This is a genomic window from Cellulomonas sp. EB106-03-03-XG116 (assembly GCF_058792015.1).
On record NZ_JBYTEP010000003.1, the window covers coordinates 150908 to 164091 of the forward strand.

Below are 13184 nucleotides of genomic sequence, written 5' to 3' on the forward strand. Positions count from 1 at the left end.
CCCCGTCGGGGCGGAGGCCACCAGCCCGGGCGGGGCGGCGGCCGGCGGCGCGGCGCCGTGCCCGTCAACCCCCCAGCACCGCCCGCGCCCACACGCCGAGCGTCCCGCCCGACGTCAGCACCACCAACCAGCCGATCGCGACCTGCGCGACGGCCGCCACCACGATCGCGACCCGCCGCCGTGGCCGGGGGTTCCGCGGGGCGAGCAGCAGCACGTACAGCGCGGTCAGCACGATCCAGGTCTGGCCGGCGGCCTCGCGGAGCCCGAGCCACAGCGACAGGTACAGCCCCACGAGGGCGATGCCCGGCGCGATGAGCGACCACGGGTCCCGGACCGCGCGCACGGTCGACGCGACCAGGACCAGGGGCGCCGCCAGCAGGGCCAGCGCGATCTGCCGCAGCGCCTCGGCGGCCGACGCGCCCGCGCCGCCCGGGAGCCAGCCGGCGGGCGTCGCCGCCTCCATGCCCCCGAGCGGGTCGGCCGAGAACCACCACGACGCGTACAGCCAGAAGCCGACGGCCGCCACGGCCGGGAACAGCAGCACCGCGACCGTCGCCTCGTTCGCGCGCCGGCCCGACCGGCCCGCGCGGCGCGCGAAGAACGGCGCGACGGCGGCGAGCGTGAGCGCGTACAGCCACGCGCCGGGGTCGAGCATGACGGCGACGCCCAGCGCGAGCCCCGCGCGGAAGCCCGCCTCGGTCGAGCGCTGCTCGACGAAGGCCGCGATGCCGTCCAGCGCGAGGACCAGCAGCGCGACGCCCAGCAGCGACACGAGGTCGTTCGACGCCAGGTAGTACAGGGGCGGGGTCAGCACCAGCGTGCCGACGACCGCCGCGGTCGCCCACGGGCCCAGGCCCTCGCGGACGAGCACCGCCGCGAGCCGCTGCAGCGTGAAGCCGAGCACCGCGGCGGCCAGGAGGCTCATCGCCAGCGTGCTGCCGCCGAGCAGGGCGGACAGCGCGGCCGACAGCGGCGGGAACACGCTCGCGATCCAGGACAGCCCGCTGTCGCCCCACTGCACGAGCGCGCCCCGGTCCGCCAGGGCCTCGTTCGCCGCGGGCACCCAGCCGGCCGCCCGGGACAGCAGCGCGACCGCGACGAACGGCAGCGCCAGCGCGACCCGCAGGCCCCAGCGGGCGGCGGGGCCGGCCGGCCAGGTGTCAGCCGCGTACCGTCGTGGGGACGTGCGCGGCAGCGGCGACGCCAGTGAGGCCATGTGCGGTCTTCTCCCAGTAGTGCGGCTTCGTGACGAGCTGCCAGAGCGCCTTGTACGCCGCGACGGAGTGCAGCAGCCAGTAGGCCGGGTTCGCCAGCCCCCAGAGCACGAGGCCGTACCGGCGGCGCTTGAAGGCGCCCATCATCGAGACGTAGATCATGAGCGCGCTCCCGACGCCCAGGTTGAACAGCGACAGCCAGAGCACCCAGCCGGGGAACAGGAACGACAGCTGCTGCGGGTCGAGGAGCAGCGACGCGAGGAACACCGCGTACAGCAGCGGCACCGCGAGGAAGGTGGCGGGCGTGCCGCCGACCAGGAACAGGAACGACAGCGTCTGCCGGAGCCCCGCCACCCGCACCAGCCGGAACGGCTGCCGCAGGTGCACGAGCGTCGTCTGCATGTAGCCCTTGATCCACCGGGAGCGCTGGCGCACGAAGTTCGGGTAGGAGGTGTTGGCCTCCTCGTACGTGGTCGAGTCGATGACACCGACCCGCAGCCCCTCGGCCGATGCCCGGATGCCCAGGTCGGCGTCCTCCGTGACGTTGTACGGGTCCCAGCCGCCGAGCCGGCGCAGGCCGCTGACCCGGAAGTGGTTCGACGTGCCGCCGAGCGGGATCGCGAGCTTCCCGTACTCGAGCCCGGGCAGCATGTAGTCGAACCAGAACGAGTACTCCAGCGTGAACATCCGGGTCAGCGGGTTCTCGTCGGCGTTGAAGTAGTTGAGCGCGGCCTGCACGCAGACCAGCTCCTCCCCCGCCTGCCGGAACGCGAGCACCGCCTTCTTCAGCTGGTCCGGCTCGGGCTTGTCCTCGGCGTCGTAGATCACCAGGTACTCGCCGGTCGCGAACTCCAGGCCGACGTTGCACGCCTTGGGCTTGGTCTGCGGGGCGCCCGCGGGGACGGTGATGAACCGGAAGTGCGCCGGCGGGTGCGCGGCCTCGGCGGCGGCGCGGGTCTCGGCGTCGTCCTCCTCGACCAGGATCAGCACCTCGAGCAGGTGCGCCGGGTAGTCCAGCGCGCCGAGGTTGCCGATCAGGTTGGCGACGATGTTCGCCTCCTTGTACACGGGCACCAGGACCGTGTACCGGGGCAGCTCGTGGTCGGGCAGGGCCGCCAGCTCGGCGGGGTCGGTGCGCGTCACGTGCTCCATGCGCGCGCCGCGCAACGACGCCCAGAACTTGAACCCGGTCCCGACCAGGAACGCCAGCCCGACGACCACCGACAGCGTGACGACGACCGCGCGCAGGTCCGCGACCGCCGCGAGCACGACGACGACCAGGGCGACGACCAGCGCGACCCGCTGCCACGGCACCAGCACGGTGCGCGCCGACTGGGCCGGGGAGCGGCCCCAGAGCCCGAGGCTCGCGCGCTCGCGCAGGTCCGACCCGTACCGGTCGAGGACGGCCTGCTGGAAGTCCCACCGGTCGGCGAGCACGAGGAACGGCTCCTCGCCCAGGGCGCCGGCGATCGCGGCGCGGCGCTCGGGGGTCGGCTCGTCGACCACCGCGACGACCAGGGTCCCGTCGCCGCGGCGCTCCAGCGGCAGCCACTGCTCCGCGAGCACCCGCCCGACGTCGGCGCCGCCCGCGTCGAGCGCCTCGGTGATCCGGGTGGGCACGACGTACGGCAGGCCCCACAGGTCGGCGAGCGCGCGGGTCAGCGAGGCCGAGTCGAGCGCGCCGAGCGCGATCAGCACCTGGCCGATGTACGCGCCGGACTCCGCGGCGACCCGCTCCGCGGCGTCCAGGGTCGCCTTGCTGACCAGGCCCCGGTCGACCAGGTGGTCCCCCACCCGCCGGTCCTGCTGATGTCGCGCCACGCCGCCCCCGTCCCGTCCGAACCCGCCGCCACGCTAGCCCGAGCCGGCGCCCGGTGCCGCCCCGCACACGCCGACGACCAGGACCTTCAACATCGGCCCGCACCTGCCGATCAGGACGAGGTGACCCTCCTGTCCGCCCCGGAGCACCCCGGCCGGCTGCCCGTGCCGGAGCTGCTCCGCACCGGCGGGGTGCACTGCGCCTACCAGCCGGTCGTCGAGCTCGCGACCGGAGAGGTGCTCGGCCGCGAGGCCCTGCTGCGGACCCCCGCGGACTCCGGCTGGCGGTCGCCCCTGGAGGTGCTGGACGCCGCGGAGCAGGCCGGGCTGCTCGGCGAGCTCGAGCGGGCAGCGATGTCCCGCGCGCTCGCGGACGCCGAGGCCGCGGCGGGCGGCGCGTCCCACACGCTGTTCCTCAACATCGAGCCCCGGACGCTGTCCCGGCACCTGCCGCTGGTGCTCGAGACGCTCGCGCGCCGCGGGCCCCAGGTGCGCGTGGTGGTCGAGATCACCGAGCGCGCGCTCGCCCTCGACCCGGCCGGGATGCTCGACGCGGCGGCCCGGCTGCGCGCGGCGGGCTGCGCCATCGCGCTCGACGACGTCGGCGCGGTGCCGGAGTCCCTCGCGTTCATCCCGCTGCTGGCGCCCGAGATCATCAAGCTGGACCTGCAGCTGCTCCGCACGCTGGAGGACCCGGAGACCATCCTGGTCGCGGGCGCGGTGCGCGCCCGCGCCGAGGCGACCGGCGCGCGCGTCGTGGCCGAGGGCATCGAGACCCAGGACGACCTGACGCGCGCGCTCGTGCTCGGTGCCGACCTCGGCCAGGGCTGGTTCCTCGGGCGCCCGCACCGGACGCTGCCCGCGGGCGAGCGGCACGCGGGGCGGCTCCCGCGCCCGCACGCGCCGCTCGGGGGCGCCGCGACGCCGTTCGAGGTCATCGGGACGCGCCGGGCGGTGCGGCTCGCGCCGAAGCGGCTGCTGCTCCCGCTCTCCCGCACCCTCGAGGCCGCGGCCGTGGCGCACCGAGTGCCCCCGGTGGTGCTCGGCGCGTTCCAGGACGAGCGGTTCTTCACCGGCCGGTCGGCGCGGCGCTACGGCCGGCTCGCGGAGGTGCTGCCGTTCGTCGGGGCCCTCGGCACCGGCCGGCCGGCCGAGCTGCCCCGGGACGTGCGGTGGGCGCCGCTCGACCCCGCCGCGCCGCTCGCCCAGGAGTGGGCGGTCGTGGTCCTCGGGGCGCACGAGTCGGTGGCCCTGGTGGGGCGCGAGATCGACGGGCCGCGGTCGCGGCACTCGGCGGCCCTCGGCGCGCCCGTGGGGTCGCCGGAGGACGACGAGCGGGAGTTCGCCTTCGCGGTGACGCACGACCACGGGCTGGTGGCCGAGGCGGCGCAGAGCCTCCTGCGGCGGTTCCGCGCGGACGCGCCGGCCTGACGCGCCGGCCCGACGCGGCGCGCGCCCCGCGGGCGGGGCGGGCGCGGCGGGCCTAGGTTCGGTGGGCATGAGAGGCGACGACGCCGCGGCCCTCGCCGGGCTCGACGAGGCCGCCCGGCGCCGGCTGCCCGCGGACGCCGGGCGCCTGGAGCGGTACGTGCGCCTCGAGACCCCGACCGGGGCGGCCGCGGCGCTGGACGCGCTGGCGGACCTCGTGGTGGCGGACGCCCGCGCGGCCGGGTTCCGCGGCGGCCGGGTGCCGACCGCGGACCCGGCGTCGGGCGACGCCGTGGTCCTCGACCTCCCCGGCCGGGGGCCGCGCGCCGGGGACGCCCCCGCGCTGCTGCTCGCGCACCACGACACCGTGCACGCCGTCGGCGCGGTCCCGGTCCGGCGGGACGGCGACGTGCTGCGCGGGCCGGGGACCTACGACATGAAGGGCGGCCTCGTCGTCGCGCTGGCGGCGGCGGAGCTGCTCCGCACCGCGGGGCTGGGGCACCGGCCCGTGCGGCTGCTGGTCACCCCCGACGAGGAGATCGGCTCCCCCGCCACCGCCGGCCTCGTCCGGGACGCCGCGCGCGGCGCCGCCTACGCCCTCGGCCTGGAGGCGCCGGGCGCCCACGGCGGGCTGAAGACCGCTCGGCGCGGGTCCACCCGGCTCCGGCTGCACGTCACCGGCCTCGCCGCGCACGCCGCGGTCGACCCGGACGGGGGCGTGTCGGCGACCGAGGAGCTGCTCGACCAGCTGCTCGCCGCGCGGCGGTTCCTCGCCGACCACCCCTCGGTGCTGGCGAACGTCGGCGTCGTGGCCGGCGGCACCCGGACCAACGTGGTGGCGGACCGCGCCCGCGCCGACCTCGGCCTGCGGTTCGTCACCCGGGCGAGCGAGCGCGAGGTGCTGGCGCACCTGACGGACCCCGTCCCGGTGCGCCCGGGCGCCGACGTCCGGGCGGAGGTGCTGTCCCGGCGGCCGGCCTGGGAGCCCGGGGCCGCGGCGCAGGGGCTGCTCGCGGCGGTGTCCGCGGCGGCGACCCGGGTCGGGCAGGACGTCACGGGCGCGCCGGCGCCCGGGGCCGCGGACACGAACCTCACGGGGGCGGCGGGCCTGCCCACGCTCGACGGCTTCGGGCCGGGCGGCGGCGGGGCGCACGCCGCCACGGAGCACGTGCGGCTGCCCGCCCTGGCGTCGCGCGCCGTGCTGCTCGCCGCGACGCTGCACGGGGTCTGAGCGGGTCCCGTCAGGGGTCGACGTGCTGGAGCTGCCGCTCCGCGAACACCCGCGCGACCTCGCGCGACACCGGCCCGGGCGCGCCGCCGCCCACGGGCGCGCCGTCGACCGCGACCACCGCCTGCACGTCCCGCGCGGTCGACGTGAGGAACACCTCGTCCGAGGTGGTCAGCGCGTCGTAGGGCAGGTCCACCTCCCGCGCGCCGTGCCACTCGAGGACCAGCGCGCGGGTCACCCCGGCCAGGCAGCCGGAGGCCAGCGGCGGCGTCAGCAGCTCCCCGTCCCGCACCACGAACACGTTCGTGCCCGTGCCCTCGCACAGCTGCCCGCGGGTGTTGGCGAACACCGCCTCGCTGGCGCCGGCGGCCCGCGCCCGGGCGAGCGCCAGGACGTTCTCGCCGTACGAGGTGGTCTTGAGCCCGGTGAGCGCCCCGACGTCGTTCCGCCGGTAGGGCACCGTGATGACGCCGGTCGCCGGGTCCGGGTCGTGGCCCGGGGTGACGCCGAGCACCAGCGTCGGGGGGCCGTCGACCCGGCCGCTGCCGAGCACGCCCGGGCCGCCGGTGAACGTGATCCGGAGCAGGTCGTAGGCGCTGGTGAGCAGGTCCGCGTTCGCCTCGACGACCTCGTGGGCCGCCCGCCGCACGAGGTCGGGGTCGAAGCCCGGCAGCCCGATGCCCGCCGCGGACCGCGTCATGCGCGCGACGTGCCGGGACAGCGCGAAGATCCGCCCGCGGTCGACCTTGACCGCCTCGAACACCCCGTCGCCCACGACGAACCCGTGGTCCCGGGCCGAGGTCGTCGCCTCCGCCTCGGGCACCAGGCGCCCGTTGACCCAGAACACCGTCGACGTCACGTCCGCCACCGCTGCGCTCCCCCGTCCTCGCGCCCGCGCCGGACCGCGGGTCGTCCCGCCGCAGCCTAGCCGCGCGGCGCGGCGGCGCCCGTGGGGCGGGTCAGGCGGGGTCGGGAGCGCCCGTGAGCCCGGCGGCCCGGGCGACGTCCGCCGCCCACGCGGTCGCGCGGGCGAGCTCGCCGTCGACGAGCGGCCCGTGCATCCCGGCGACGTGGAACCCCGCCGGCGGGAGCACCACCCGGCAGCCCGCGCGGCGCAGGCGCTTGGCGATGCCCGCCGACGCCCGCTTGGGGACGGGCCGGTCGACCCGGGTGTCGAAGGCCGCCGCGGGCGTGCCCTCGGCGGTGTCGAGCGCCCCGAGCCACTCGCGGACGCCACGGCCGGTGTCGGCGCCCGGCTCCGCCTCTGCGCGCCGGCGCGCCTCGGGGTCGTCCAGGTGCTCGGGCCGGCTGCGCCGGGTCTCCGGCCGGCTCAGGGAGAACGCGTGCGTCGGGCCGCCGACGACCACGAGGTCCGTGCGCAGCGCGTCCGGCGCCGCCAGCACGCTGACCACCTCGACGTCCGCCCCGGGCGCGGCCGCGCGCAGGCCGGCCGCCACCGCCTCCGCGACGGCGTGGCTGTTCCCGAACAGGCTCTCGTAGACGACGTGCGCGCGCATGGCTGCCTCCCCTGGTCCCCGCGGCGGGCGGCGCGACGGTGCGTCGCCCGTGCCGGCCACGCTAGGCGGGCCGCGGCGGGTCCGGGTGGGCCGACGGTCCCGGGTGGGCCGGGCGCCCGAGGGGCGCTCAGGAGCGGCGCGCCGCCTTCGCGGAGCCGCCGCCGAGCCCGCCGCGGCCCGGGCGCACGGCGTGCCGGACCACCGACGCGGCCACCGCGTCGAGCGTCCGCCCCTGCGAGGCGCCCAGCACCTCCAGCACGTGCCGCGCCTCGTCCTCGTCGCACCCGCGCACCTCCATGAGCACGCCGACGGCGTGGTCCACCGAGGCCCGGGTGCGCCGCGCCGCCTCGGCCTCGGAGAGCGCGGGCTCGCGCGCCGGGATCGTGCTGTGCAGCTCGATCAGCGACGCCATCTCGCCCGCGAAGCCGCCGGCCCGGCGCAGCACCTCGGGCCCGCAGGCTCCGGCGGCGTCCAGGTAGAGGGTGAGAGCGGTGGTGCCGCCGCGGTGCAGCGGGACCGGCAGCGCGAGCACGCCCCGGAACCCGGCGCGCAGCGCGGCGGCCCGCCACGGCTCGCCGGCCCGGCCGGCCCGCCCGGCGTCCTCGCGCAGGTCGGGCAGCACCAGCGGCGCACCGGCGCCGAGGGCCGCGCGCCACGGACCCGCGTGGTCGACGGCCGCGCCGGAGCGCGTCAGCCGGTCGCCGGTGGACGCGATCAGCCAGTCGGTGCCGCGCCGGCGGGCGTGCACGGCGCCCTCGGCGGCGCCCCCGGTCCGCGCCGTCACGAGGCCCACCAGGTCGTCCAGGAGCGCCAGCACGCTGCGCGCGGGTTCCGCGCCCGGCCACACCGCACACACCTCAGCCATCGTCCGTCCCCCTGGGCAGCACGTGCGGGGCTCCTCGCCGAGCCCCGTCACCGGTCGCGCGCGGACGGCGCGCAGCCACATCGTGGCACGCCGGGCCGGGGCGAGATGCCCGATTCGTCCCGCGATCCTGCGGGGCGGCGGCTGATTACTCCTGGCGGGTGACCCCGGGTCCCGCGTCCGTGGCGCCGCCGCCCGCGAACGTCGCGCGTCGCTCGAGCACGGCGTCCTCCAGGTCCGCCACGGCGACGTCCTCCGCCCAGGCCCGCGCCCGCAGCAGCGCCCCGGCGTCGTCCGGGGCCAGGCCGGTCTGGGCCACGAGCATGCCGACCGCGCGGTGCCGGCGGGCGCGCGCCGGGGCGCTCGCCACCGCGGGGCCGACCAGCGCCGGGCCGAGCGCGTCGGCCAGCACCTGCCCGTCCGCGAGCACGTCGGCGGGGACCGAGCCCGCCGGCCCGTGCACGGTCAGCGCCGCCACCGCCCGGCCGTCCACGTGCACGGGCCACGCCCGCACGGCGACGGTCGCGCCCGGGTCCACCGCGTCCGCGGCGAGCACGGCGAACACCGGCGGCACCTCGGGGACGTCCGGCGGGAGGTCGGCCGGGCGCCCGGGCGCGGCCGCGCCGAGCACGGTCCCGACGGTCCGTCCGTGCCGCGCGGCGCGGACGGCGGGGCCGTCGCCCACCAGGTCCTCGATCTCCGCGAGCCGGGCCGCGACGTCGTCGGTCGCGCACGCCGTGTACCGGCCGGCGCCGGCAGGCGCGCAGGTCAGCGCGGCGCCGTCCGCCCCGAGCAGGTCGGCGGCGGCGCGGCACAGCCGGTCGACGGCCGGCGGGCAGAGGCCCGAGCCGGCGCCCCGGCCCGAGCGCGCGACGGCCTCCGCCAGGGAGCGGAGCAGGAGCAGCCGGTCGGTCACGTCGTCAGTCTCGGGTCGGCGTGGCCGTCCCGCACCCGGAGCACGCCGGTCTGCGCCGTCCGGGTGACCCGCCCCGGCCCGGCGGGTGTCGGACCCGGGCGGCAGACTGCTCGCATGGACGACAAGGCGATGCTGCACCGGTACCTGCGCGAGAACCGCGACTCCCTGCTCTCCAAGCTCGACGGGCTGTCGGAGTACGACGCGCGCCGGCCGCTGACCACCACCGGCACGAACGTCGCCGGCCTCGTCAAGCACGTGGCCAGCGTCCAGCTCGACTACTTCGGCGAGGTGTTCGACCGCCCGCACGGCCGGGCGCTGCCGTGGTTCGCCGACGACGCCGAGCCCAACGCCGACATGTGGGTGCCGGCGGACGAGTCGCTGGACCAGGTCCGGGAGCTGCACGCGTTCTCGGCGGCGCACGCCGACGCCACCATCGAGGCCCTGCCCCTCGACGCGCCAGGCCGCGTCCCCTGGTGGCGCCCGGAGAGCGCGGACGTCACGCTGCACCGGATCCTCGTCCACGTGGTCGCGGAGACCGCCCGGCACGCGGGCCACGCCGACATCCTCCGCGAGACCGTCGACGGCGCCGTGGGCTCGCGGCCGGACGACCCGAACCTGCCGTTCCACGACGCCGACGCCTGGTCGGCGTACCGGGCGCGCGTCGAGGACGCGGCCCGCACGGCGGCGGGCGGCGGCACGGCGGGCTGACGCGCCCGACGCGGCGGGCGCCGACGCGCGCCCGGGGCGCCGGGCGTCAGGCCGCCGGGTCCGCCACCCGCACCCGGTCCCGCCCTGCCGCCTTCGCGCGGTACAGGGCGGCGTCGGCGCGGGCGAGCAGGTCGGCGACCGGCTCCCCCGGGTGCCGCTCGGCCACGCCGATGCTCACGGTCAGCCGCGCGCCGGGCATGAGGTCGTCCCACTCCAGGCCCGCGACGGTCTCGCGCAGCCGGTCGCACACGTCGACCGTCCGGCTGCCGGTGAGCCCGTCGAGCAGCACGGCGAACTCCTCGCCGCCGTACCGCGCGGCCAGGTCGTCGCGGCGCAGGGCGTGCTGGAGGGCGGCCGCCACCCGCACCAGCACCGCGTCCCCCACCTGGTGCGAGTACGTGTCGTTCACCCGCTTGAAGTGGTCGACGTCGAGCAGCGCCACCGCGAAGGCGCCGCGCTCGGCGGTCCAGAGGTCCAGCTGGGTGTCCAGGGTGCGCCGGTTGGCCAGGCCGGTCAGGCCGTCGTGGGCCGCCTCGTGGGCGAGCCGGGCGTTGCTCTCCTCCAGCGCCTCGGAGCGCCGGCGCTCGGCCTCCGCCTGCCGCTCCGCCTGCTCGACCTCCATCCGGGCGCCGAGCAGCGCGGCGCGCCGCTCGGCCTGCGCGTCGCCGAGCCGGACGGTGAGCCCGTGCAGCTCGCGGAGCGCGGCGAGCGCGGCCACCGGGTCGCCGAGCGCCTCGTGCGCGTCGGCCAGCACCCGGAGCAGCTCGGTGCGCTCGGCCGGCCGGCGCAGCGCGTCGCACAGGGTCATGCCCTCGCGCGCCTCCGCCACCGCCTCCGGCAGCAGGCCCCCGTCCAGCAGCATGCCCGCGCGGATGCGGTGCAGGGAGAGCCGCAGCCCCGCCGCCGGGAACCGCGCCAGCATCGCGCCGGCCGCGTCCAGCACCCCCTCCGCGGCCTCGCGGTCCCCCGCGAGCAGGTGCGCGACCGCGGCGGTGAGGCGCGCGTCGACCGCCGTCCGGACGAGGCCGGCGGCGTCGGACTCGTCCACGGCCTCGAGCGCCAGCCCGAGCGCCCGGCGGGCGGACGCGCGGGCGCCCCGCGGGTTGTCCGCGGCGAGCCGGCGGCTGGTCTCCACGAAGGTGCGCGCGAGGTTCGCCAGCGCGATCGACGCGCGGTCCGGGTCCCCGGCGGTCAGCCAGAGCCGGCGCGCCTGGGTGAGCACGCCCGCGGCCTGCGGCGCGAAGTGCGGCATCGACGTGTAGACCGACCCGAGGATCGTGAGCACGTCGGCGGTGCCCGCCACGTCGTCGGCCTCGCGGCGCAGCTCGGCGGCGCGGGTGAGCAGGTCGACGGCGTCCTCGGTGTGGCCGAGGTCGTGGTGCACCAGCCCCTGCCGGGCGAGCGCGCGGGACTGCCACACCAGCGCCCCGCGCTCGCGGGCGAGGTGTTCGGCGCGGACCGCCCGCTCCAGGGCCCGGACGTCCTCGCCGAGCGCGTGGTGCGCGACGGCGGCGTAGTACGCGAGCCGCATCTCGGCGCCCCCGGCGCGGCTGGCGACCGCCTCGGCGATGAGGTCCTCCGCCCGGCGGACGCAGGCCCCGGCGTCGGAGTCCGCGAGCAGGGCGAGCTCGTCGACCGCGGCCTCCCAGTCGGTGGGAGGTGCGGGTGGTGCGGTTCGTGCGTCGCTCGCTGTGGCCGTCATGGTCCTTCGTCCCGCCCGCGGTCCATCGCGGGTCTCCTGTGTCATCGGGCCCCCGACCTGCGGTGATGAGCCTCGCGGCCCGTCTTCACCCGGGCGGTCCGGGTGTGGCAGCCTGGGCGCGGTGAGCGCCGCCGACCCGCAGTCCCTGTTCCCGGGCAAGCAGTTCATCAGCACCGCCCTGGAGGTGCTGGAGACCAAGACGACGATGTCCGGCGGCCTCGCCCGGCGCTACCTGCAGCGCGCGGCCATGGCCGGGGTGCTGATCGGGCTGCTCTACGCCACGTACTACGCCGTGCTCGGCGCGTTCGCGGGCATCGGGGACGGGTCGGTCCGGCCGGTCGGCCGCCTGGTCGGCGCGGTGGTGTTCGGCTGGGCGCTGGTGTTCATCTACTACTCGCGGTCCGAGCTGCTCACCTCGAACATGATGATCGTCTCGATCGGGGCCTACCACCGCCGCACCAGCTGGCTGCGGGCGCTGCGGATGCTCGGGCTCTGCTACCTCGGCAACCTCGCCGGCGGGCTGTTCGTCGCGGTGCTGCTGCGGCTGTCGACGATCACCGACGGCGCCCCGCTGGACGAGATGGTGCTGTCGGTCGAGCACAAGCTCGCGTACGTGGCCGACGGGCCGTCGGGCTGGGTGGACCTGCTGGTCCGGGCGGTGCTGTGCAACTTCTGCATCAACGTGGCGATGCTGCTCGTCTACAACGGGCTGATCAAGGACGACCTGACCAAGTGCCTGGTGATGATCACGTCGGTGTTCATCTTCGCGTTCCTCGGCCTGGAGCACTCGGTCGCCAACACGGTGCTGTTCTCGATCGTCGGCCTGCAGGAGGGCCTGGACGTCGGGGCCGCGGCCGGGAACGTGGCGATCGCGCTCATCGGGAACTTCATCGGCGGCGGGCTGCTCATCGGGCTCTACTACGCGTACGTCAACGACGACTCGCAGTGGCTCCGCCAGCAGGGCCGCGCGACGAGCACGCCCGACGACCCGCGCTGAGCGCGCCGCGCCGGGCTCAGCGGTAGTCCGGGCCGCCGGGCAGGCCGAACGCCTCCTCCAGCGTGGTGACGCCCCGGCGCTCCAGCTCCGCCACCAGGTCGGTGCCGACCCAGCGCAGGTGCCAGCCCTCCGGCGCGTACCCGGTGACCGCGCGGTTGGCGGCGGTGTACCGCACGAGGAACCCGAACTCCCCCGCGCGCGCCGCGACCCACCGGCCCTCGGCGGTGTCGCCGAAGCAGTCCTGGAAGTCGCAGTCGGGGCGCGCCGTGCTCCCGACGTCGACCGCGAGGCCGGTCTGGTGCTCGCTGTGCCCGGGCCGGGCGCTGACCTCCTCGGCGTGCGCCTGGCCGACCCGCCCGACGAGGTCGGCGTGCACCCGGACCTGGTCGTCGTACGAGCGGAACGCGCTCCGGAGCGTCAGCGCGACCCCGTCGGCGGACGCGGCCGCGAGCATCTGCTCGAGCGGCCCGGCCACCTCGGGTCGGACCTGGTACCCGGCGACGGTCACGAGCGCCCCGGGCGCCCAGTCCGCCGGGGTGATCGGCAGCGCCTTGTTGACCACCACCCAGACGCTCCCGGCGTCGTCGGTCGGGTGCAGGCCGAGGTCCAGGCCGACGCGGGCGGGCGGCACGAGCGCGGCGGGCGGCGCCGGGGTGTCCGGGAGCGCGAGCGGCCCGCGGGCGGCGCCGGGGTCGGTGACGTCCGTCGGCCGGAGGTCGGGCAGCACGGCCGGGGCCGAGGGACCGGGCCTGTCTCTTCTCCCCCTCTCCGAGCCCCCGAGAAATGGCGCCTGA

At 77.7% G+C, this 13184-nt stretch carries 12 protein-coding genes; 4 read left to right on the forward strand and 8 right to left on the reverse strand.

Annotated features, from left to right (window positions below; translation table 11 throughout):
- Positions 1–64: 64 nt before the first annotated feature.
- Both AC3WUG_RS02730 and AC3WUG_RS02735 read right to left on the reverse strand, forming a co-directional pair.
- Positions 65–1216 (reverse strand): hypothetical protein, encoded by a 1152-nt coding sequence (locus AC3WUG_RS02730; protein WP_492326236.1) that lies wholly within the window; start codon positions 1214–1216, stop codon positions 65–67.
- The gene (locus AC3WUG_RS02735) at positions 1161–3035 is read right to left on the reverse strand and encodes a glycosyltransferase (protein WP_492326237.1); all 1875 of its coding nucleotides are present in this window, start codon (positions 3033–3035) and stop codon (positions 1161–1163) included. Before AC3WUG_RS02735 ends, AC3WUG_RS02730 begins: the two co-directional genes overlap by 56 nt.
- A gap of 120 nt (positions 3036–3155) precedes the next feature.
- On the opposite strand from AC3WUG_RS02735, the gene AC3WUG_RS02740 reads away from it, so the two are divergent.
- Entirely contained in the window at positions 3156–4463 is a 1308-nt protein-coding gene (locus AC3WUG_RS02740; RefSeq protein ID WP_492326238.1) for a sensor domain-containing phosphodiesterase, read from the forward strand.
- Positions 4464–4530: 67 nt separating this feature from the next.
- A complete protein-coding gene (locus tag AC3WUG_RS02745; RefSeq protein ID WP_492326239.1) occupies positions 4531–5691 on the forward strand; it encodes a M20/M25/M40 family metallo-hydrolase in 1161 nt (386 codons plus the stop codon).
- A 10-nt stretch (positions 5692–5701) separates the two neighbouring features.
- Here AC3WUG_RS02745 and AC3WUG_RS02750 read toward each other — a convergent pair whose 3' ends face one another.
- The 4 genes from AC3WUG_RS02750 to AC3WUG_RS02765 all read right to left on the reverse strand — a co-directional run bounded on the left by AC3WUG_RS02750 (position 5702) and on the right by AC3WUG_RS02765 (position 8983).
- A complete protein-coding gene (locus AC3WUG_RS02750) occupies positions 5702–6556 on the reverse strand; it encodes an aminotransferase class IV (RefSeq protein WP_492326240.1) in 855 nt (284 codons plus the stop codon).
- A 91-nt stretch (positions 6557–6647) separates the two neighbouring features.
- Positions 6648–7205: a flavodoxin family protein gene (locus AC3WUG_RS02755; RefSeq protein WP_492326241.1), complete on the reverse strand. Its 558-nt coding sequence runs from the start codon at positions 7203–7205 to the stop codon at positions 6648–6650.
- Positions 7206–7332: 127 nt separating this feature from the next.
- Positions 7333–8070, reverse strand: a complete 738-nt coding sequence (locus AC3WUG_RS02760) for an ANTAR domain-containing protein (protein WP_492326242.1) — start codon at positions 8068–8070, stop codon at positions 7333–7335.
- 145 nt (positions 8071–8215) lie between these two features.
- Entirely contained in the window at positions 8216–8983 is a 768-nt protein-coding gene (locus tag AC3WUG_RS02765) for a hypothetical protein (protein ID WP_492326243.1), read from the reverse strand.
- A 114-nt stretch (positions 8984–9097) separates the two neighbouring features.
- On the opposite strand from AC3WUG_RS02765, the gene AC3WUG_RS02770 reads away from it, so the two are divergent.
- Entirely contained in the window at positions 9098–9691 is a 594-nt protein-coding gene (locus AC3WUG_RS02770; RefSeq protein WP_492326244.1) for a DinB family protein, read from the forward strand.
- 46 nt (positions 9692–9737) lie between these two features.
- Here AC3WUG_RS02770 and AC3WUG_RS02775 read toward each other — a convergent pair whose 3' ends face one another.
- Positions 9738–11393, reverse strand: a complete 1656-nt coding sequence (locus tag AC3WUG_RS02775; protein WP_492326245.1) for a diguanylate cyclase — start codon at positions 11391–11393, stop codon at positions 9738–9740.
- A gap of 121 nt (positions 11394–11514) precedes the next feature.
- On the opposite strand from AC3WUG_RS02775, the gene AC3WUG_RS02780 reads away from it, so the two are divergent.
- On the forward strand, positions 11515–12390 hold the full coding sequence (locus AC3WUG_RS02780) for a formate/nitrite transporter family protein (RefSeq protein WP_492326246.1): 876 nt from the start codon (positions 11515–11517) through the stop codon (positions 12388–12390).
- A 16-nt stretch (positions 12391–12406) separates the two neighbouring features.
- On the opposite strand, the gene AC3WUG_RS02785 is transcribed toward AC3WUG_RS02780, so the two are convergent.
- Positions 12407–13184, reverse strand: a 778-nt coding sequence (locus AC3WUG_RS02785; protein WP_492326247.1) for a M15 family metallopeptidase, incomplete at its 5' end; no start/stop codon positions are given.

Coding starts and splice junctions, on each gene's coding strand:
- AC3WUG_RS02730 (WP_492326236.1), bottom strand. CDS start 1,216: ATGGCCTCACTGGCGTCGCCGCTGCCGCGCACGTCCCCACGACGGTAC.
- AC3WUG_RS02745 (WP_492326239.1), top strand. CDS start 4,531: ATGAGAGGCGACGACGCCGCGGCCCTCGCCGGGCTCGACGAGGCCGCC.
- AC3WUG_RS02755 (WP_492326241.1), bottom strand. CDS start 7,205: ATGCGCGCGCACGTCGTCTACGAGAGCCTGTTCGGGAACAGCCACGCC.
- AC3WUG_RS02760 (WP_492326242.1), bottom strand. CDS start 8,070: ATGGCTGAGGTGTGTGCGGTGTGGCCGGGCGCGGAACCCGCGCGCAGC.
- AC3WUG_RS02770 (WP_492326244.1), top strand. CDS start 9,098: ATGGACGACAAGGCGATGCTGCACCGGTACCTGCGCGAGAACCGCGAC.
- AC3WUG_RS02775 (WP_492326245.1), bottom strand. CDS start 11,393: ATGACGGCCACAGCGAGCGACGCACGAACCGCACCACCCGCACCTCCC.